19 protein-coding genes and 1 pseudogene are annotated in these 19,079 nt (G+C 65.2%); all 20 read right to left on the reverse strand.

The window, feature by feature from the left end; genetic code table 11:
- Window positions 1-178 precede the first annotated feature (178 nt).
- The 20 genes and pseudogenes from ACX9OT_RS19485 to ACX9OT_RS19580 all read right to left on the reverse strand — a co-directional run bounded on the left by ACX9OT_RS19485 (window position 179) and on the right by ACX9OT_RS19580 (window position 18,944).
- Entirely contained in the window at window positions 179-811 is a 633-nt protein-coding gene (locus tag ACX9OT_RS19485; RefSeq protein WP_032970105.1) for a response regulator, read from the reverse strand.
- A 91-nt stretch (window positions 812-902) separates the two neighbouring features.
- Window positions 903-1,481, reverse strand: a complete 579-nt coding sequence (locus ACX9OT_RS19490) for a PilZ domain-containing protein (RefSeq protein WP_201119064.1) — start codon at window positions 1,479-1,481, stop codon at window positions 903-905.
- Window positions 1,478-1,768, reverse strand: a complete 291-nt coding sequence (locus ACX9OT_RS19495; RefSeq protein WP_459003282.1) for a hypothetical protein — start codon at window positions 1,766-1,768, stop codon at window positions 1,478-1,480. The genes ACX9OT_RS19490 and ACX9OT_RS19495 overlap by 4 nt, the downstream gene beginning before the upstream one ends.
- Window positions 1,765-2,184 (reverse strand): flagellar export chaperone FliS, encoded by a 420-nt coding sequence (gene fliS / locus ACX9OT_RS19500; RefSeq protein WP_049398118.1) that lies wholly within the window; start codon window positions 2,182-2,184, stop codon window positions 1,765-1,767. The genes ACX9OT_RS19495 and fliS overlap by 4 nt, the downstream gene beginning before the upstream one ends.
- A 125-nt stretch (window positions 2,185-2,309) precedes the next feature.
- Window positions 2,310-3,650 (reverse strand): flagellar filament capping protein FliD, encoded by a 1,341-nt coding sequence (gene fliD, locus ACX9OT_RS19505; RefSeq protein ID WP_049421909.1) that lies wholly within the window; start codon window positions 3,648-3,650, stop codon window positions 2,310-2,312.
- A 183-nt stretch (window positions 3,651-3,833) separates the two neighbouring features.
- Window positions 3,834-5,378 carry a flagellin gene (locus ACX9OT_RS19510; protein ID WP_459003285.1) on the reverse strand — a complete coding sequence of 515 codons (1,545 nt, stop codon included), beginning with the start codon at window positions 5,376-5,378 and terminating at the stop codon, window positions 3,834-3,836.
- A gap of 222 nt (window positions 5,379-5,600) precedes the next feature.
- Window positions 5,601-6,314 (reverse strand): flagellin, encoded by a 714-nt coding sequence (locus ACX9OT_RS19515; protein ID WP_459003303.1) that lies wholly within the window; start codon window positions 6,312-6,314, stop codon window positions 5,601-5,603.
- A 177-nt stretch (window positions 6,315-6,491) separates the two neighbouring features.
- Window positions 6,492-7,187, reverse strand: a pseudogene (locus tag ACX9OT_RS19520) (flagellin N-terminal helical domain-containing protein); the annotation flags it as partial.
- A gap of 86 nt (window positions 7,188-7,273) precedes the next feature.
- Window positions 7,274-8,482: a flagellar hook-associated protein FlgL gene (gene flgL, locus ACX9OT_RS19525; RefSeq protein WP_049398114.1), complete on the reverse strand. Its 1,209-nt coding sequence runs from the start codon at window positions 8,480-8,482 to the stop codon at window positions 7,274-7,276.
- Complete coding sequence (gene flgK / locus ACX9OT_RS19530) at window positions 8,479-10,359, reverse strand: flagellar hook-associated protein FlgK (protein ID WP_459003287.1); 1,881 nt, start codon at window positions 10,357-10,359, stop codon at window positions 8,479-8,481. Before flgK ends, flgL begins: the two co-directional genes overlap by 4 nt.
- An 8-nt stretch (window positions 10,360-10,367) precedes the next feature.
- The gene (flgJ, locus tag ACX9OT_RS19535) at window positions 10,368-11,567 is read right to left on the reverse strand and encodes a flagellar assembly peptidoglycan hydrolase FlgJ (RefSeq protein ID WP_459003289.1); all 1,200 of its coding nucleotides are present in this window, start codon (window positions 11,565-11,567) and stop codon (window positions 10,368-10,370) included.
- A 1-nt stretch (window position 11,568) separates the two neighbouring features.
- The gene (locus ACX9OT_RS19540; protein ID WP_459003291.1) at window positions 11,569-12,705 is read right to left on the reverse strand and encodes a flagellar basal body P-ring protein FlgI; all 1,137 of its coding nucleotides are present in this window, start codon (window positions 12,703-12,705) and stop codon (window positions 11,569-11,571) included.
- A gap of 2 nt (window positions 12,706-12,707) precedes the next feature.
- On the reverse strand, window positions 12,708-13,400 hold the full coding sequence (flgH, locus tag ACX9OT_RS19545) for a flagellar basal body L-ring protein FlgH (RefSeq protein WP_010485899.1): 693 nt from the start codon (window positions 13,398-13,400) through the stop codon (window positions 12,708-12,710).
- Between the two features lie 22 nt (window positions 13,401-13,422).
- A complete protein-coding gene (flgG, locus tag ACX9OT_RS19550; RefSeq protein ID WP_005409571.1) occupies window positions 13,423-14,208 on the reverse strand; it encodes a flagellar basal-body rod protein FlgG in 786 nt (261 codons plus the stop codon).
- Window positions 14,209-14,310: 102 nt separating this feature from the next.
- The gene (locus ACX9OT_RS19555) at window positions 14,311-15,060 is read right to left on the reverse strand and encodes a flagellar basal body rod protein FlgF (protein WP_459003294.1); all 750 of its coding nucleotides are present in this window, start codon (window positions 15,058-15,060) and stop codon (window positions 14,311-14,313) included.
- 32 nt (window positions 15,061-15,092) lie between these two features.
- The gene (gene flgE / locus ACX9OT_RS19560; protein ID WP_049421922.1) at window positions 15,093-16,316 is read right to left on the reverse strand and encodes a flagellar hook protein FlgE; all 1,224 of its coding nucleotides are present in this window, start codon (window positions 16,314-16,316) and stop codon (window positions 15,093-15,095) included.
- A gap of 32 nt (window positions 16,317-16,348) precedes the next feature.
- On the reverse strand, window positions 16,349-17,032 hold the full coding sequence (locus ACX9OT_RS19565) for a flagellar hook assembly protein FlgD (RefSeq protein WP_459003296.1): 684 nt from the start codon (window positions 17,030-17,032) through the stop codon (window positions 16,349-16,351).
- A 23-nt stretch (window positions 17,033-17,055) separates the two neighbouring features.
- Window positions 17,056-17,463 (reverse strand): flagellar basal body rod protein FlgC, encoded by a 408-nt coding sequence (gene flgC / locus ACX9OT_RS19570; RefSeq protein WP_010485892.1) that lies wholly within the window; start codon window positions 17,461-17,463, stop codon window positions 17,056-17,058.
- A 3-nt stretch (window positions 17,464-17,466) separates the two neighbouring features.
- The gene (gene flgB / locus ACX9OT_RS19575; RefSeq protein ID WP_005409576.1) at window positions 17,467-17,862 is read right to left on the reverse strand and encodes a flagellar basal body rod protein FlgB; all 396 of its coding nucleotides are present in this window, start codon (window positions 17,860-17,862) and stop codon (window positions 17,467-17,469) included.
- Window positions 17,863-17,999: 137 nt separating this feature from the next.
- On the reverse strand, window positions 18,000-18,944 hold the full coding sequence (locus tag ACX9OT_RS19580; RefSeq protein ID WP_459003299.1) for a chemotaxis protein: 945 nt from the start codon (window positions 18,942-18,944) through the stop codon (window positions 18,000-18,002).
- Between the last annotated feature and the right edge of the window lie 135 nt (window positions 18,945-19,079).

Consider the following 19,079-nt stretch of genomic DNA (forward strand, 5'->3'; position numbering starts at 1 on the left):
AGGGTGTAGGGGTATTCCCTACATTGTCGCGGAATGTTGACGATGATCGCCGCTAAGTTGCTGATTTCCGGTGTGGGTCCCGGATTGATCGGGCTGCGCCGTGTACGGATTCCTGTCGGGGCGTGTCGGGGTGACGGGAATTCGTCGTCAGTGCGGATCTGACCTCCTTCGCGGAGGATCACTCCAGCTCGTGCTGGTGGCGCGCGGCCAGCAGCAGCAGATCGTTGGCGCGGCGACAGCCCAGCGACTCCATCATGCGTGCGCGGTGGGTTTCCACTGTCTTGACGCTGATGCCGAGGTCGGCGGCGATTTCCTTGTTGCTTTCGCCCTTGCCGATGCGGCGCAGGATCTCGCGCTGGCGCGGCGACAGTGCGGCGATGCCGGTGGGTTTCTCGCGACCGAGCATCGGTGCCAGCATCTTGGCGGAGATCTGCGGGCTCAGGAACACCTGGCCGGCGTGCGCGGCACGCAGCGCCAGTTCAAGCTCCTGCGGTGCGGCATCCTTGACCAGGAACCCGACCGCGCCGCGATCGAGTGCATCGCGTACGTGCGCGGCGTCGTCGTGCATGGTCATCATCACCACCCGCGTGCCGGGGGCGCGCAGGCGGATGTCGCTGAGGGCTTCCAGGCCGGTGCGGCCGGGCAGTGACAGGTCCATCAGAATCACGTCCGGGGCGTGCTGCAGGGCCAGCTGCAGTGCCTGCTCGGCATTGCTGGCCTCGGCGACGAGCTGCACGTCGGCAAACCCCTGCAGCAGCCGCGCCAGGCCGGCGCGGACCAGGGTGTGATCGTCGACGATGAGAACTCGCACAGGCACGTTGGAGGTCCGTGAGGGGAGTCCACCTTAACTTAGCTGAACGGGCGCGCCAAGGGTTGCCCATCCGGCGTCATGGTGGCAGGTTTCAGCGGGCGCGGCGTGCTTCGGCCACCTGGCGGCGATGCAGGCGGAACAGATGCCGCTCCATGGCCATCTCCAGGCCATCGCCAAGGCGCTGGAAACGCAGCCACAGGTAATGACCACCGCTACCGTCCGCCGCTTCGGCGACCACTTCCACGGGCAGGTCGATATGGTCAGGCAGCCAGTCGCTGGGCTGCAGGCGCACCAGGCCGGCCTGGCCGGGGCTGGCGCCGCTGCGCGGCCCCAGCTGCAGGCGGATGCCGCGGCGTGACCAGCGCACGGGGCGCAGCGTCAGTTCCTGGCCCTGCTGGCGTACCAGACGGCCGAGCAGCACCATTGCCAGATCCAGCTTGGCTTCCAGCCGCTGCAGCTGCAGGCTGGACTCATTGCGGTCGTCGTGCTCGTCAACGCGGCTGTCCTCGACCAAGGCCAGGCTGCGCAGCAGGCCTTCGGCACTGCTGGTGCGACCGGCGGCGCTGCCTGCCTGGAACTCGGCCGGCAAGGCCAGCTCGCAGCTGAGCGTTTCGTCGAACAGCTCGCTTTCGGCGGGGTGGTGCAGCGACGTGGTCGGCAGTTGGGTCATGCGAGTGATTCTGCCTGCAGGTAGGCATGCGCCGCGCGAAGGGAGCGGCCGGTGTGCTTCAGGTGAGCTGCGGCTTCATCGCGGAGGGAGATCATGCGCGCCAGTACGCGTTGCTGGTGGTCACGCAACGCGAGGATGGCGGCATCACTGGGGCGCTCGACAACCAGCGACAGGGCAGCCACGGCTTCCAGGTGTTCGGCCATCAGGCGTTCGCTGATGTCGTGGTCCTCGCCCTCGAGGCTGGTTTCCAGCGTATCAAGGGCGTCGTGCATAGTCTGAAGGTTCATGGCGCCACCGCTTTGGTGACCTGGCGCTGGTCTGCCGGAATCGCGTTCCAGGCCGAGTCGATCTCCACCATCAAGCCCAGGGCTTCCTTCAGTGCGGTCGGATCGTTGTGCAGGTTGCCCTCGGTCAGGCGCATGATGACGAAGTCGTACAGTGCCGACAGATTGCCGGCAATCTCGCCACCGGCTTCGTGATCGAGCGAGCCGTTGAGGTGGCCGACTATGGCGCAGGCTTCGCCGATGGCCTTGCCCTTGCGCGCCTGGTCATTCTGCTGCAAAGAGGCTTCAGCGGTGCGGATGCGCTCGCAGGCACCGGCCAGCAGCAGCGCTACCAACTTGTGTGGATCGGCATCGACGACCGAGGTGGTCACGCCGACTTTTCGGTACTGCTCGGCAAACTGCCGATTGGAACCGTACATAGGGGAAGTCTCCTGGAATGCCTGCCCATCCGCGTGGGTTGAGGGGTTCGGCACGGGTCTAACGGGTTATCGGCGCAGCCGGGGCTCTACTTGAGTACCGACTGCGCCGGAAAAATGCCTGGAAATCAGTTGCCGAGCTGCTGGATGAGCGAGCCGCCGGCCGACTGCATCTGCGTGACCATCTTTTCCATCGCGGTGAACTGCTTGGTGTAGCGGTCAGCCACCTTTTCCATGTTCTTGTCCAGCTCGTCCAGCTGCTTTTCCAGTGCCTTGATCTGCTTGTTCAAGGTCGCCGTACGCTGGGTGATCGTGCCGGTGGTCGCGTCCAGGCTGCTCTTCAGCAGTTCGGTCATCGGCTTGCCCAGCGCGCCCTCTGCACCGAACAGCTTGGTGGCGGCCTCCGGGTTCTTCGCCAGCGCGGTGTCGAGCTTGGCGCCATCAAGGCTCATGCTGCCGTCGGCGGCAATGGTGATGCCCAGATCCTTGAGGTCGTTGACGTTCGCACTCAGCTGGGCGCGCAGCTGCTGCTGCAGGCCACGGACCATGGCGTCGCCGGTCATGGTCGAGGCCGTGCGCGTCTCAGCGTTGTAAGCGCTGGAATTCTTCAACGTGGTCTGGATGCCGTTGTAGGCGGTGATGAAGGCCGTGAGATTGGTCTTCAGCGTGCTGTTGTCCGGAGTGACGGTCAGCGTCTGCGTCTCGCCTTCCTTCGCCTTGGTCAGGGTGAGGCTGATACCGGGTACCAGGTCGGTGATCGTGTTGGAGCTGCTGGTGCGGGTGAAACCATCCACCACCACCACCGCATCCTTGGCGGGCACCATCTCGGTCATCTTCGATGCGGACGTGCCGTCATAGGCCAGCTCGGAGAGTCCGCCATTGCCGCCACTAGCGCTGACCTTCAACGCGCCCTTGCTGCCGGAATCAACGGCGGTCAATACCAGGTGCATGCCATCGTCTGCGGTTACCACGGCCGCGGTGACGCCCTTGCTCTCGGCGGCGGAATTGATCTCGGCTGCGATCTTCTCCATCGTCGCGCCGGGTTCGATGTTCACGCTGATGGACTTGTCGCCGTATGCGATCGTCAGCGTTCCGTCGCCAACCACGGCGTCCTTTGTATACGCCTTGGAGCTGAGCTTCTGGTTCTGTGCCAGGGATTTGACTTCCACCTGGTGGCTGCCCGCAGCAGCCTTGCCGGCGGTCGTGCTGGTGTCCAGGGTCGCAGTGAAGTTCGACTCGGTCGGCGTGCTGACTTTCAGGCCGGGGGTGGCCACACCCTTGACCAGGGTCTTCAGCGCGCTCTGCAGACCTGTCATTCCGCTTTTGATGGTGCCAAGCGCCGAAAGCTTGGCGCTGGCGGCAACACCCGCCGAGTTGATCTGCTTTTCCCGGGGCTCGCGTTCCTTGGCGGTCAGCTGTGCAACCAGGCTGGGAATGTCGAGGCCGGAACCAATCGTGCCGATGGCCATGAGGGGAATCCTTTATCTTGGACGGGCCGGGCGGGTGTCCTGCACCTGCTATCGGCCTGGGAGGGGCGAGCTTGAGCGTGGAAACGCTCTCCAGCCTTCTGCAAGGCCCATGCCAATCCGCCACCGGGCACGAAGAAGGGGGCTTGCGCCCCCTTCCCGTTGTTGCCTTGTACTACCGCTGGATCAGCGCAGCAGGCTCAGCACGTTCTGGCTGGACTGGTTGGCCTGGGCCAGCATGGCGGTACCGGCCTGCTGCAGGATCTGGTTGCGGGTCAGCTCGGCGGTTTCCGAAGCGTAGTCCACGTCGCGGATGCGGCTGCGGGCAGCCGACATGTTTTCCGACGAGGTGTTCAGGTTCGCAACCACCGAGGTGAAGCGGTTCTGGATCGCACCTAGGTCGGCGCGGGCGGAGTTGATCGAGTTCAGGGCTGCGTCCATCGCCAGGATGGCGTCGTCGGCACCCTTGACCGAGGAGATATCCAGACCTGCAAAGCCTTCGACAGCGGTACCGCCGTCGTACTTCTGGATGTTCGCGCCCGTGCTGGAGGCGGTGTTCGCGGTAGCCAGGCCCGTTGCTGCCTTGAGGTCTGCTGCATTCAGCGAGCTCTCGATGCTGAAGTCCTTGTCTTTCGAGGTCAGCTGCAGCTTGCCTTCGATCAGTGAGGCCGATACGCCGGTCTTGTGGGTTTGCGCATTGACAGCATTCGCAAGCGCAGTTGCACGATCGCTGGCGGTCTTGGCTTCGTCCACCTTGATGTCGACGCCATTGATCTTCAGCTGGCCAGCGTCAATTGCACCGAACTTCGCTCCGGCAAGAGAGGCCTCGTGACTGGCAACAAATCCGGCATTTGCGAAGCCACCAAGCGTGGCCATGTCGTTCGTCAAGGTGATGTCGAGATCACTGCCATCAGCCTTTGTGAAGGCCAAGGTGCCGGCGGTCGCGCTACCGGATACTTTGATGCCTGCAGTCGCGAGTGCATTCGCGGTGGCCGTGTTGGCGAGTCCTGCGTCGATAGCGGCCGCTTCAACTTTGTCGCCGGTAGCCGTCGCCGTCGTGTCTACGATGGTGATGCCATCCACCTTCAGAGTGAATTTTTCACCAGCGGCACCAGCGGTTGCGGTTGCGAAGGCTCCCGAAACACCCGAGTTGGCGGATTTGGTCAGTGTCGGCAGTTCGCCTGAGATGCTGGCGCTGGTCGAAGCGCTGGTCCAGTTGCCCAGCTTGCTGATGTTGGCGTTGGCGACCTGCGAGATGTTGATCGTCTGGCCCTGGTTGGCGCCGATCTGGAAGGCCTGGCTGGTGAAAGTGCCGTCCAGCAGGTTGGTGCCGTTGAAGTTGGTCTGTTCGGCGACGCGCTGGATTTCCTGCTTCAGGAGCTGTACTTCGGCGTTCAGGGCCTGACGGTCGGAATCAGAGTTGGTGGCGCTGCGCGACTGCACGGCCAGCTCGCGGACGCGCTGCAGGTTGTTGCCGATCTCACCCAGTGCGCCTTCGGCGGTCTGGGCCAGCGAGATGCCGTCGTTGGCGTTGCGGGCGGCCTGGTTGGCGCCGCGGATCTGGGTGGTGAAGCGCTCGGAGATCGCCAGGCCGGCGGCATCGTCCTTGGCGCTGTTGATGCGCATGCCCGAGGACAGGCGCTGAATGGTGGTGGCCAGGTTGGCGCCGCTGGTGCCCAGGTTGCGCTGGGCGTTCAGCGACATGGTGTTGGTGTTGATGACTTGTGCCATGGTGCGGTTTCCTTGTAGGCAGTGTGTCCGGCAGAGCAGCCTGACCGGTTTCGGGGGGCAGTGGCTGGCTTCCCCCCAAGGGGTGTGCTACCGCTGCTGAAATCAATAACGGCACTACCCCTCCGGCCTTTAGCGGAGTTTCGATCCTTTTTTCTCTGGTCAAACGAAAAGGCCCCGCCATCTGCATGGCGGGGCCCGGCTCCAGCTCGAGTGGTGCAGGTATTACGACTGCAGCAGGCGCAGTACGTTCTGCGGTACCTGGTTGGCCTGGGCCAGCATGGCCGTGCCAGCCTGCTGCAGGATCTGGCCACGGGTCAGCTCGGCGGTTTCCTGTGCGTAGTCAACGTCGCGGATGCGGCTGCGTGCTGCGGACAGGTTCTCCGAATTGGTGTTCAGGTTGGCGATGGTCGAGGTGAAGCGGTTCTGGATCGCGCCGAGGTCGGCGCGGGCGGAATTGACGGACTGCAGTGCCGCATCCATGGCGAGGATGGCGTTGTCGGCGTTGGCCTGGTTGGAGATATCCAGTTCGGCGAAGCCAGTCGCGGGCTCGCCGGGCTTGAACGAGGTCGCACCGGCGATCGGCGTTGCCGAAGCAGCGTCGGTGCTGCCGGTATTCAGGCCCGTTGCTGCCGCCAAGCCACCGGCAAGGGTGCCCCCAACGATGAAGTCCTTGTCCGGCGAGGTCAGCTGCAGCTTGCCGTCAATCAGGGAGGCAGTGACGCCGGTCTTGTGGGTCTGCGCGTTGATTGCATTGACCAGCGTGGTGGCACGCTCGCTTGCGTCCTTTGCCGCGCCAACTTCGATGCTCTGGCCGTTGATGGTGAACTGGTCGGCGGTGATCGCGTCATACTTTGCGACGGCCACCTTGCCATCCGTACTCGCTACGTCGAAGTTCAGGCTGGCCGCCGTGGTGTAACCCGTAGCCGTCTCCGTCACATTGATGTTGGAACCGTCGGTACGAACAACCTTCAGGCTGCCTGCCGTAACCGCCGCGGCGACGGTAGCGCTGCCGCCGAGGTCCAGGGTGAAGCCGTCGACTTCATTCTTGCCGTCCGCGCCGAACGTTCCCTGTAGGGCCGTGGTGACGCTTGCATTGTCGACCGTGCCGGTGATGTTGATGCTGACCGACTTGCCGTTGTTGGCGGTGAAGGTGGTCGCCAGGGTGCTGGTGGTGGTGCCACCTGTACCGGCCGTAATGGTGCCGATGCCCACAGTGGCCGGCGTGGCAGCCGCAGCGGTTGCGCCGGTAGGCGTGGCGCCCACCAGCGAGGCAGCGCGGGAAGCCGTAGTCCAGCTGCCCAGCTTGTGCACATTCGCATTGGTGATCTGCGAGATGTTGATGGTCTGGCCCTGGTCGGCGCCGATCTGGAAGGCCTGGTTGGTGAAGCTGCCGTCCAGCAGGCTGGTGCCGTTGAAGTTGGTCTGCTCGGCAACACGCTGGATTTCCTGCTTCAGCAGCTGCACTTCGGCGTTCAGCGCCTGGCGGTCCGAGGCCGAGTTGGTTGCACTGCGGGCCTGAACGGCCAGTTCGCGGATGCGCTGCAGGTTGTTGCCAACTTCGCCCAGTGCGCCTTCAGCGGTCTGTGCCAGCGAGATGCCGTCGTTGGCGTTGCGCGCGGCCTGGTTGATGCCACGGATCTGGGTGGTGAAACGCTCGGAGATCGCCAGACCGGCGGCGTCGTCCTTGGCACTGTTGATGCGCATGCCCGAGGACAGGCGCTGGATCGAGGTGGCCAGCGAGCTGCTGCTGGTGGACAGGTTGCGCTGAGCGTTCAGCGACATGGTGTTGGTGTTGATGATCTGTGCCATGGTGCTTCTCCGTGGTTGCTCGGTTGTTTCGGTGTGGAAGGCGCGGGACGCGCCGTGCTGGAAGACGGATGGAACGGGGAAAGGGACTAGCGGATCTTGTTGAACAGGGACATCGCCTGCATCTGGCTGAAGATCGTCTGGGCGGCTTGAAGGGCGGCGGTCTCCAGCTTGTATTGGCCGATGGCATCGGCGTAATCGAGGTCGCGCATCGTCGAGAGCGTGCTCTTGACGGTGACGGCAGTGGCTTCGCGGGCGCTGGCCGCGGTATCGATGGCGGCCAGCTGGGCGCCGCCCTTGGCGCGGGCGTCGATCATCGTTTCCGAGGCCCTGTTGAGGTCGCGGATGCTGGACTGCAGCGTGTTCTGCAGCGCCGTGCGCTGGCTTTCGGTGGACGGGTCGGTTTCCAGTGCGGCGACCAGTTTGTCCAGGGTGGAGAAGATGTCGCGGCTACCCGCGTCGCTGACGTTGAACTGATCACCGGCGGCTGGCTTGCCCTCGATGCGCATGCGCACGCCGCCAACGACAATGTCCTCGCCGGGTTTGTGGGTTCCGCTGCCGACCACCGTGCCGGTGCCATCAACCACCTCATAGGCACCTTCGGCAGTGCCGGTGAAGCGGACATTGAGCGTGCCGCCGGCCCAGCTGCCGCTGCCGTCGCGGCTGACCGAGGTCAACAGGCCACTGCCGGTGTTGCCGGCGGCCGCGCTGGCATCCACACGGCCATCGCCGGTGGGGATGCGCATGAAGATCTCGCTGCCGGGCAGGGCGTCGGAGACCAGTTGGCCCGGTGCGACCTCCACCTGCCGCTGGTTCTGGTCACCGCTGTAGGTCACGGTGCCGCCGCTTCGCTGGAACGGGGCGTCAGCGTCGTTGCTGCCACCGAACAGGTAGCGTCCGCTGCCATCCCTGGAATTGGCCAGCGACAGCAGGCTTTCCTGGATGGTCTTCAGCTCGCTGACGATGGCCTTGAGGTCACTGGCCTTGGGCACCGGACTGTTGGCCTGGATACTCAACTCCACGGCGCGCGACATGAGCTCATTGACCTGAGCCAAGGCGTTTTCCTGCAGGCCCAGGCGGTTCTGCACGCTGTTGGCGTTCTTGCCGAGCTGCTCGAGCCCGGCCACGACACGGTCCAGGCCAACGGCCGTACCTGCAGCGACCGGGTCGTCCTTGGCGGAGGTGATCTTGCTGCCAGTCGCGATCTGCTGCTCGAGGTGGCTGATTTTCGACTGCTTGGCGAGCATCAGCGACACGGACTGGTTGAACATCATCCCGGTGGAAATTCGGCTGCTCATCGACGGACGGCTCCCAGGATGGTCTGGAACATGTTGTCGGCGGTGGAGATCAGCTGTGAGGCGGCCTGATAGGCCTGCTGCAACCGCAGCATGTCGGCTGCTTCCTCATCCAGGTTGACGCCGGAGATCTCGTCGCGGGCTGCCTGCGCCTTGTCCGTGATGACCTGCTGCGCGTCCAGCGAGTACTCGGCCGAACGTGCCGCCGCGCCGACCTGCGTGGTCAACCCCCCCAGCGCACCGTTGAGGGTGACGGTGCCGCCGTTGAAGGCCTTGGCGTCCTCGACCTTGGCCAGCTTTGCCGCGTTGCTGTTGTCCGACGAGCCTGCCGGAGTAGGGCTGATATTGAAGGTGTCGCCGACCTTCGGTGCACCGTCCAGCACGAAGCTCCAGCCATTGGCGCTGATGGTCTGGCCCGGTGTGTAGGTCTGCGGCGGCCCACCGTTGATGGTGTAGGTGGTCGCCGACGTGAACACGATTGCGGCAGGATCGCGCAGGTTCGGATTGGATACATCGTTGACGGTGACGCCGGTCAGCTTCCCGGTGCCGGTGTTGGCCAGTGCAGCCGTACCCTTGACCGCTGCCGCTGCGGCGATGCGGGAGGGATCGGTGATGGCGGTTTCCAGGCTTCCGGCGACGCCCGCGGTCGGCTGCAGGAGGAAACGGTCGTTGGTGGCCGGGGTGCCGCCGACCACCAGCTTGACGCCATTGATCACCAGCGGATCGGCGGTCGTGCCGGTACCGGTCAACGCAACGGTGGCGCCAGTGTCGGCGCGGGTGGCCTGCCACTGGGTGCCGTCGAACTTGAGGACGATGTTCTGTGCCTCCAGCTTGGACAGGTCACCATAGGTCGCAGTGAGGCTGCCGGTACCGGTATTGCTCGCGTTAGGCGTGACGCGTGGGTTGCCGATGGTGAAGAAGTCGCCGCCCATCCTGCCGTACAGGTCCACGCCCTGGTGGTGCGCCTGGTTGAAGCTCTCGGCCAGGCCGACGGCGAGCTTGCCCAGTTCGGCCTGGGCCGGTGTCAGCACGGTATCGCGGAACTCGAGCATGCCGCCGATCTTTCCGCCCACTGCCTTGGGATCGAGCGTGATCGTGTTGCCCTGGGTTTCCAGCGCCAGTTGCAGGCGTTCGGGCTGGTATGGATCGGTCACCGTAGTGACCTTGGACGCGGTCGTGCCCACCACCAGCGCATTGCCGCCTGCGGTATAGACGTTCATCACGCCGCCATCCTGGACGACGGCAGTGCCACCGGTGTAACCGATCAGCTGCGAGATCAGCTGGTCGCGACGGTCGAGCAGGTCCGGCGCCGCGTTGGCCACGTTGCTGCCAATGGCGCCGTTGATCTGCGCAATCTCCTGCGCCAGGCGATTGACTTCCGTGGCGCCGGCAATGAGCCCGTTGTTGACCTCGCTGCTCAGGTTGTTCATCTGCGTGTTGAGCTGCACGAAGCGGCTCGCCAGGGCCTTGCCGCCATCGAGCAGGCTCTGCCGGTCGGCCGTGCCGGCCGCGTTGGACGAAAGGCCACTGACGGCGTCGAAGAAGTTGGACCAGGAGCCGGCGACATTCGTGGCCGGGTCCGAGAACAGGGCATTCACCCGGTCGGCCATGCCCGAAAGCTGCTTCAGGCGTGCCAGCTCGCCGCTGCTGTCGAGCAGGCGCGAGATGGCCAGCTGGTCGGCAGCACGGCGGATATCGGTGATGCGGGTGCCGCTGCCAACGTCCCCAAAGCCGTAGTTCTGCGGATCAGACGTGGCGAAGTCGACCTTCTGCCGGCTGTAGCCAGGGGTGTTGATGTTGGCGACGTTGTGGCTGGTGGTCGCCAACGCACGCTGGAAGGCGAGCAGGGCACCAGTACCGGTGGAAAGTACGCTGGACATGGGGTTCCTCAACGACGAGTGATACCCAGCGCCGCGGTTGCGGTGCTGGCGAAGGTCTGGCCAAGGCGCGAGCCGGCATCGGCGACGGCGCTGACGGCGCGCTCGATGGTCGGGCCGCCGGCGATCGCGGCGATCTTGGCCGCGTAACGCGGATCGGTGGCGTAGCCGGCGCGCTGCAGGCCGCGGGCGAAGCCCTGCACGTCGGTGCCGGCCTGCAGGGCCTGCTGGTAACGCGGGCTGGTCTTCAGCAGGCGCACATAGTCGGCGAAGCTCTCGGCCGGCGAACTGTAGGCGCGGAAGCTGGCGGTCTCGTTGCGGCGCACGCCATCGACATATTCGTGGGTGCCGGCCACGGCGCGCTGGCCGTTCCAGCCATTGGCCTTGATGCCGAACAGGTTGTGCGAAGTGCTGCCGTCGGCATGCTTGATGTGGCGCTTGCCCCAGCCGGTTTCCAGCGCCGCCTGGGCGACCAGGGCGCGGGCATCCACGCCCAGTTCCTTGGCTGCACTCTGCGCGTGCTGCCAGATGCTGGCAACGAAGCCTTCCGGGGTGTGCTCGCCCAGCTGGGCGACGGCGGTGCGGGTAGCCATCGCATCGGCCGGACTGATCGCGGTGCCGCGGTTGCTGGCGGTGGCCGACCACTGGTCGCTGTTGGCGGCCCAGTCCTCGCCCTGCAGGCTGCCGATGTACGGATCCTCGGTGCCCAACGAGCGGTGCATGCTGCTGCTCTCGCGGCCGGCGATCAGGTCCAGGGCCTGTTCCATCGGTGCGACCGCCGCCTGCGCACCGTGCTGTGCACCGGCGGCCATCTGCTGCAGCAGGCGCACGGCCTGGCTGCCGTCTTCCAGCGGCAGCGGCGGTGCCGGCTTGGCCGGTGCATTGAGCTGGTAGGCACGACTGGCCTTGGCCGGGTCCACGCGGGTATCCAGCGCCGGGCCGTCGGCGGCCTGGCCGGACAGCTGCCGGCTGATCATGCCCGACAGGCCCAGGCCCTTGCCGCGGGTCATCGCCTCGGCAATCTTCTGGTCGTACATCTCGCGGAACATCTTGTTTTCGCCGGGGAACAGCGAATCGCCGAAGCTGGCGTCACGCATGCTCTTGACCAGCATCTGCGCGAACTGGCCTTCCAGCTGGCGAGCGACCTTGTCGATCTTGGCCGGATCGTTCTGTTGCGCCGGGTGCAGATCGAATGCGGGAGTGATACGCATATCAGATCACCTCGAGCTCGGCACTCAGTGCGCCGGCCTGCTTCAGGGCTTCCAGGATCGCGATGAGATCGCCCGGTGCCGCGCCCACGGCGTTCACCGCGTGCACGATCTCGTCCAGGGTGGTGCCGCCGCTGAACTTGAACATGCGGCTGCCGTCGTTGGTGGCGGTGATGGTCGACTGCGGGCTGACCACGGTGCGGCCGCCGGACAGCGCATTGGGCTGGCTGACGTTGGTGTTTTCCTGGATGGTCACGGTCAGCGAACCATGCGAGATCGCCGCCGGTCCCACGCGCACCTGCTGGCCGATGACCACGGTGCCGGTACGCGAATTGACCACCACCTTGGCCGGGGCGCTGCCGGGGGTGAGTTCCAGGTTCTCGATGCGTGCCAGCAGGCCGATGCGCGCGCCTGGGTCGGTCGGCGCGGTGACCGCCACGGTCACGCCATCGACCGCACGCGCCGCACCTTCGCCGAAGGCGTTGTTGAGCGCGGCAACCATGCGCGAGACCGTGGTGAAGTCGTTGTTGTGCAGGTTCAGGGTGATGTCGCCGCCGTTGGCCAGCGGGTCGGGCAGGGCGCGTTCAACGGTGGCACCGTTGGGAATGCGGCCGACGCTGGGCACGTTCACCGAGACACGGGAACCGTCTTTGCCCTGCGCACCAAAGCCGCCGACGATCAGGTTGCCCTGTGCGATGGCATAGATCTGGCCGTCAGCACCGCGCAGCGGCGCCATCAGCAGCGAACCGCCCCGCAGCGAGACCGCGTTGCCGATCGAGGACACGGTGATGTCGATCGGCTGGCCCGGCTTGGCGAACGGCGGCAGTTCGGCGTGGATCGCCACGGCGGCCACGTTCTTCAGCTGCGGGTTGACGTTCGGCGGCACGTTGACGCCCAGTTCGCCGAGCAGGTTCTTCAGGCTCTGCACGGTGAAGGGTGCCTGGCTGGTGCGGTCGCCGCTGCCATCCAGGCCGACCACCAGGCCATAACCCACCAGCGCATTGCCGCGCACGCCGCCGACCTGGGCCAGGTCCTTGATGCGCTCGGCGCTGGCCGGGGCAGCCACGACCAGCAGCATCAGCGCGACGAACGACGCCATGCGTTGCTGCCAGGAAGAAGAGGAGAAGAGTTTCATGGCCATACTCAGAACGGCGTCAGGCCGGAGTTGAAGAAGCGGCTCAGCCAGCCCATCGCGTTGGACTGCGCGACGGGACCGCGGCCGCCGTAGACGATGCGGGCCTCGGCCACGCGGCTGGACGGAATGGTGTTGTCCTGGCTGATGTCGCCCGGGCGCACGATGCCCTGCACCTGCACCAGTTCATCGCCCTGGTTGAGCCGCAGGTTCTTCTGCCCCTGCACCACCAGGTTGCCGTTGGGCAGGCGTTGGACCACGGTGACGGTGACGCTGCCCTGCAGGCGGTTGCTCTGCGCGCTGTTGCCCTTGCCGGTGAAGTCACGCGCGCCCTTGGCCGTGGCACTCAGGATGTCCTTGCCGCCGAGGGTGACCGGAGCACCGAGAATGGACGGTGTACCCAGGCTCAGGTTCGATTCCTTGTTGGTGGCCGTGTTGGCGCTGGTCTGCGCGGTGGTGTTTTCCAGCAGGGTGATGGTCAACAGGTCGCCAACATCGCGTGCGCGCCGGTCCGAATACAGCTGCAGGGTCGGGCCGGCAGCGTAGATCGCGCCGGCGGTCGGCTGTGCCTGCGGCGGCATGATCGGCTGGATCGGTGCCATCGTCGGGTAGGGGCGCACGTCGCCCGCGATCACGCAGCCACCGAGCAGGGCGGCCACGGCGCAGGCGAGAGCAGTGCGGGCGAAGTTGGAAATGGGCGACATGGCGGTTTCCCGGTTTGGCCGGTCAGAGCTTGTTGTTGAGATAACCGAGCATCGAGTCGGTGGTGGAGATCGCCTTGGCGTTCATCTCATAGGCGCGCTGGGTTTCGATCATCGACACCAGCTCTTCCACCACGTTGACGTTGCTGCCTTCCAAGGCACCCTGCACCACAGTGCCGAGGCCGTTGAGGCCGGGGTTGCCGTTCTGTGCCGGGCCGGACGCAGTGGTCTCCAGGAACAGGTTCTCGCCACGTGCCTGCAGGCCAGCGGGATTGACGAAGTCGGTCAGGGTCAGTGCGCCGACTTCCACCGAGGCGGCGCCGTCGGCCATCTTCACGCTGATGGTGCCATCGGTGCCGATGGTCACCGACTGCGCGCCTTCGGGAATCTGGATGCCCGGCTGCACCGGGTAACCGCTGTTGGTGACCAGCTCGCTGTCCTGGTTGATCTTGAACGAGCCATCACGGGTGTAGGCCGAGCTGCCATCAGGCATCTGAACTTCGAAGAAGCCGCGGCCGTTGACCATCACGTCCAGGGCGCGGCCGGTCTGCTGCTGGCCACCCTGTTCAAAGTTCTTGGCAGTGGCGACCACGCGCACGCCGGTACCCAGCTGCAGGCCGGTGGGCAGCTGCGTCTGCGCCGAGGAGGAACCGCCGGGCTGGCGCACCTGCTGGTACAGCAGGTCTTCAAAACTGGCACGGTCCTGCTTGAAGCCGGTGGTGTTGGTGTTGGCGAGGTTGTTGGAAACCACCGACATGCGCATCTGCTGCGCATCCAGTCCGGTTTTCGCGATCCACAATGCCTGGTTCATCTTCGATGTCCTGTCTGCTGAAGCCGGCCGCGTGGTGCGGCCCTTGTATGCGGGTGTGCAAGCGGTGTGCCAGCGCCGGCATCAACCGGCGCCGGAATTCCGTCAGCTGCCCAGGCGCAGCATGCTGTTGGCGCTGCGCGCGTTTTCGTCGCCGTGCTTGATCACCTGCACCTGCATTTCGTACTGGCGCTGCAGCTGGATCATCTGCACCAGCGCGCCAGCGGCATCCACGTTGCTGCCTTCCAGCTGGCCGCTGTGCACGGCCGTGCCCTGTGCCGGTGCGAACGGCTGCAGCTGGTCGGTGTTGCGGAACAGGCCATCCAGGCCGCGTTCGAGGCGCTCATCCGGTGCCTGCACGACCTTGATCCTGCCGATCTGCGCCATGGTCTGCGGGCCTTCGCCCTGCGGAATGATCGAGAGCGTGCCGTCGGCACCGATCTCCATCGCCTGGTAGGGCGGAATGGCGATCGGGTTGTTGTTGTCATCCAGTACCGGGCGGCCGCTGGAGGTCACCAGCTGGCCGTTCGGCGTCACCGACAACGCCGCGCCGCGCGTGTACGCCTCGCTTCCGTCACTGGACTGCACGGCCAGCCAGGTGCCGGTCTGCAGGGACAGGTCCAGCGGTTTGCCGGTGATGTGCTGCGAGCCCGGCGTGCGGTTGAATCCGGCGTCGACATGCAGCGCATCCACCCGCGAAGCAAAGCCCGGGCCACGGATCGGGAAGGCTTCGGTGTTGGCCAGCGCTTCCTTGAAGCCGGGGGTGTCGGAGTTGGCGAGGTTGTGGCTGAGCGTACCCTGCGCCTGCAGGGAGGCGCGGGCACCGGTCATCGCCACGTAAAGGGCTTTATCCATGCGGGGAGTTCCGTGACAGGGTCAGCGCGTCATCAACGGATGTTGATGACGGTCTGGGTGATCTGGTCCTGGGTCGTGATCATCTGCGCGTTAGCCTGGAAGTTGCGCTGCGCGGTGATCATGTTGACCAGCTGCTCGGTGAGGTCGACGGTGGACGCTTCCAGCGAACCGGCCTGGATCTTGCCGAGGTTGGAGGTGTCCGGCATGCCGGTGCGCGGCGTGCCCGATTCGAAGGTCTCCACCCACAGGTTGTTGCCCTTCTGCTCCAGACCCTGCGTGTTGTTGAACGTGGTCAGTGCGACCTGGCCCAGCGGCTTGTCGTCGCCATTGGAATATCGGGCGTAGACCACGCCGGTTTCCGACACGGTGATCTCGTTGAGCTTGCCGGCGGCATAGCCGTCCTGCTGGGTGTTGCGCAGCGCGAACTTCTCGCCGTACTGGGTCGAGCCGCTGATATCCAGCGTCATGTTCAGCTGGCCCGCGCCGGTGGTCGGGGTGAAGGTGCCGAGGCTGACCTTGCCGTTGGCCGGATTGGTCAGCTTGCCGCTGTTGTCGAAGGCGACCGCGGTCGGGGTACCGGCCGGTTGGCCGTCCACATAGTTGTGAACGGTCCACTCGTTTGGATTTGCGCCCTTCACGAAGTACGAGACCTGGATATGGCTGACGCCCAGCGAGTCGTACACGGTGATGCCGCCGCTGGAGTGGTTGTAGCTGTTCGAGTCGGTCGGATCGAAGGTATTGACCGTCGGCTGTTTGGCGTTGGCCGGCAGGGTGAAACCGACCTTCACTTCGCTGGTCTGCTTCGGCGGGCTGTCGGTGGTCAACAGCTGCAGGTCGACCAGGCGGCCGGCATCGAAGTTGGTGCCATCGGCATTCGGCGCGAACACCTGCAGGCGTGCGCCCTGGGGATTGATCACATAGCCGGCGGAATCAGTCTGGAAGTTGCCGGCACGCGAGTACACGCGCGAGCCGTTCATGTTCATGGTGAAGAAGCCCTCACCGGAGATCGCCATGTCCAGGCTGCGGCCGGTCTGCTCGTTGTGGCCCTGGATGAACTGTTGGGCCACGTTGGAAACACGCACGCCCGAGCCGGTCTGGTTCTTCGACAGGCCATAGCTGGTGGAGGCGAACAAGTCAGCGAACTCGGCGCGTGATTGCTTGAAGCCGGCGGTATTGACGTTGGCGACGTTGTTGGCGGTGACGCTCAGGTCGGTATTGGCGGCATTGATGCCGGACAGGGAGACGTTGAAGCCCATGGGATGCTCCTGGTAGATGCGGAATGTGCGGCTCAGCTGACGCGGAGCACGTAGTCGATCGGGGCCGTGCCCAGGCCCTTGAGATTCAGGTACAGGCCGTCTGAGCCGACGGTCACGCTCTCCACCGGGGCCTGCACGAAGGTGGACAGCTTGGTGCTCTTGCCGGCGGTGTCGACGTGGTTGGCGACGATGGAGTACTTGCCCGGTTCCACGCGCTTGCCGTTGGCGTCCTTGCCGTCCCACTGAAACGCGGTTTCGCCAGCGGCCTTGGCTTCTACGCTCAGCGAGGTGACCTTGGTGCCGTTGGCATCGGTGATGTCGACGGTCACGATGCCGGCCGAGGGCGCAGCCACCGTGCCTTCGACGCTGCCTTCCTTTTCCAGTACCAGCTTTTCCGACGGCACCAGTACCTGGTGGCCAACCAGAGCGGCACCGCGCAGCACCTGGTCGCTGGCCATCGATTCCTGGAAACCCTTCACCGTCTTGTTCAGATCGGTGATGCCCTGCACGGTGGACATCTGCGCCATCTGCGCAACCATCTGCGTGTTGTCCATCGGCTTCAGCGGATCCTGGTGCTGCAGCTGCTCGGTCATCAGGCGCAGGAAATCGGCCTGGTCCAGCGTGTTCTTCTTCTTGGTGGCGTTGCTGTTCGGGGCGTTCAGGCCGAGCGCGGCGTAGACGTCCTGGTTGGTCTGGTTGTTGACGGCGGTGGTCATGGTGGTATCCGGTGCTGCGGGCCTCAGCGGCCCATGGTCAAGGTCGCCAGGGCCAGTTCCTTGGCGGTGGTCAGCATCTCCACGCCAGCCTGGTAATTGCGCGAAGTCGAGATCAGGTTGACCATCTGCGCCACCGGATCGACATCGGGCTGGTAGATGTAGCCATCACCGTCGGCCAGCGGGTGGCCCGGTTCATAGCGCTTGATCGGCGCGGCTTCGCTCTGGGTGATCTCCTTGACCTTCACCGACGTGATGTTCGGATCGTTCTTGCTGGTCACGGCCTGGAAGATCGGTTCCAGCGGCTTGTACACGGCATCGGCGGAACCGGCGACGGTGTCGGCGTTGGAGAGGTTGGAGGCGATGGTGCTCATGCGCACCGACTGCGCCTGCAGCGCGGAGCCGGCGATATCGAAGATCGGCAGGTTGCTCATGGCTTATTGCCCCGTGATCGCGGTCAGCATGGAACGCACCTTGCTCTCGACGAAGCTGAGCGAGGCGCGGTATTCGAGTGCGGCGCGGCCATAGGCGGCACGCTCGGCATCGGGATCGACGGTGTTGCCGTCCAGGCTGGGTTGCACGCCTTCGCGCGCGATCTGGAACGGGTTCAGGCCACTACTGATCTCGTAGTGCTGCTCGTGGGTGGTGGCCATCAGGCCATTGGCATCCTGCCCCTGGGCGTGGCGCAGGGCGGCATCGAAGTCCAGATCCTGGGCTTTGTAGCCGGGAGTGTCGGCATTGCCGAGGTTGCTGGCGATCAGCTTCATCCGCTGTTCGCGCAACGGCATGGCCTGGGCGTGGACGCCCAGGTAGTCGGTAATCAGGTTGCGCACGGTGCACTCCCACAGGAACGTTGCCCGGGAAGCTGCAAGGGGTGTGCCAGATTCGAGAGGGTAGTGCCGGCCGCTGGCCGGCTTCCCGGATTGTCCGCGGTTGCCGGCCAGCGGCCGGCACTACCGGATCAGAGGCCTCAGGCCGCCATCGCGACCTTGCGCAGGCGGTCCAGCACGAAGTCGGCCAGTTCGTGCGGCGAATACTTGGCGACGAAGGCGTTGGCACCGACGCGCTCGACCATCGCATTGTTGAACACGCCCGACAGCGAGGTATGCAGCAGGACGTAAAGGCCGGCCAGGCCCGGATGGCGCCGGATTTCCGTCGTCAGCGTATAGCCGTCCATGGCCGGCATTTCGATGTCCGAGATGACCATGGCGTAGCGCTCGGCGGGGTTCTCGCCCGAGGCCTGGATCTGCAGCAGGTGGTCCAGCGCCTGCTTTCCGTCGGAAAGCAGGGTGGCGCCGACCCCAAGCTGGTCCAGCACGCTGCGGATCTGCTGGCGGGCTACACGAGAGTCGTCCACCACCAGCACCTGCAGTTGCGGGCCGTCGGCGGGCATTGCCATCGCCGGGTCGAGTATTGCTTCACCGCGTACCTGGGCGATATCGGCCAGCACGCTTTCAACGTCGATCACCTGGATCAACTCGCCCTGGAAGCGGGTCACCGCCGTCAGATAGCTCGATTCGGCGCCCAGTTCCGGTGGCGGGTGGATGTCTTCCACCGCGATGTTGACGATGCGCTCCACGCCGCTGACCAGGAAACCCTGGATCGAACGGTTGAATTCGGTGACGACCAGGTAGCCGGGCGAGGTGTCCGCATCGGGCTCACGCTCGGGGTGGCCGATGACCAGGCCCAGGTCCAGCACCGGCACCGAGCGGCCACGGACGTCGGCCACACCGGCGAACTGGCTGGGCAGTCCGGGCACCTGGAACAGCTCCGGGCGGCGCAGGACTTCCTGCACCTTGAAGACATTGACGCCAAAAAGCTGACGTCCGCCGAGGCGGAACAGCAGCAGCGCCAGGCGATTGTGGCCGGCCAGTCGGGTCCGCTGGTCGATCCGGTTGAGCAGGTCATGGGACATGGCTGCTGTATCGGCGGGGTGGGCGCCGAACTTGAGCGCTTTTGTAGAGTCGCGCCATGCTCGACTCTACACAAGCCCCTCTGGCACACCCCTTGCACGGACCTGGGCCAGATCCCATCGACAGGAGGCGCCATG

It is taken from the genome of Stenotrophomonas genospecies 3 (assembly GCF_054473855.1).

Excerpts from the sequence above, each read along its gene's own strand:
- flgK (WP_459003287.1), bottom strand. The coding sequence starts at position 10,359 with ATGTCCAGCGTACTTTCCACCGGTACTGGTGCCCTGCTCGCCTTCCAG.
- flgL (WP_049398114.1), bottom strand. The coding sequence starts at position 8,482 with ATGAGCAGCCGAATTTCCACCGGGATGATGTTCAACCAGTCCGTGTCG.
- ACX9OT_RS19540 (WP_459003291.1), bottom strand. The coding sequence starts at position 12,705 with ATGGCCATGAAACTCTTCTCCTCTTCTTCCTGGCAGCAACGCATGGCG.
- fliD (WP_049421909.1), bottom strand. The coding sequence starts at position 3,650 with ATGGCCATCGGCACGATTGGTTCCGGCCTCGACATTCCCAGCCTGGTT.
- ACX9OT_RS19510 (WP_459003285.1), bottom strand. The coding sequence starts at position 5,378 with ATGGCACAAGTCATCAACACCAACACCATGTCGCTGAACGCCCAGCGC.
- ACX9OT_RS19495 (WP_459003282.1), bottom strand. The coding sequence starts at position 1,768 with ATGAACCTTCAGACTATGCACGACGCCCTTGATACGCTGGAAACCAGC.
- flgG (WP_005409571.1), bottom strand. The coding sequence starts at position 14,208 with ATGAACCAGGCATTGTGGATCGCGAAAACCGGACTGGATGCGCAGCAG.
- ACX9OT_RS19580 (WP_459003299.1), bottom strand. The coding sequence starts at position 18,944 with ATGTCCCATGACCTGCTCAACCGGATCGACCAGCGGACCCGACTGGCC.
- ACX9OT_RS19490 (WP_201119064.1), bottom strand. The coding sequence starts at position 1,481 with ATGACCCAACTGCCGACCACGTCGCTGCACCACCCCGCCGAAAGCGAG.
- ACX9OT_RS19565 (WP_459003296.1), bottom strand. The coding sequence starts at position 17,032 with ATGACCACCGCCGTCAACAACCAGACCAACCAGGACGTCTACGCCGCG.
- flgH (WP_010485899.1), bottom strand. The coding sequence starts at position 13,400 with ATGTCGCCCATTTCCAACTTCGCCCGCACTGCTCTCGCCTGCGCCGTG.
- ACX9OT_RS19555 (WP_459003294.1), bottom strand. The coding sequence starts at position 15,060 with ATGGATAAAGCCCTTTACGTGGCGATGACCGGTGCCCGCGCCTCCCTG.
- flgC (WP_010485892.1), bottom strand. The coding sequence starts at position 17,463 with ATGAGCAACCTGCCGATCTTCGATATCGCCGGCTCCGCGCTGCAGGCG.
- fliS (WP_049398118.1), bottom strand. The coding sequence starts at position 2,184 with ATGTACGGTTCCAATCGGCAGTTTGCCGAGCAGTACCGAAAAGTCGGC.
- flgJ (WP_459003289.1), bottom strand. The coding sequence starts at position 11,567 with ATGCGTATCACTCCCGCATTCGATCTGCACCCGGCGCAACAGAACGAT.
- flgE (WP_049421922.1), bottom strand. The coding sequence starts at position 16,316 with ATGGGCTTCAACGTCTCCCTGTCCGGCATCAATGCCGCCAATACCGAC.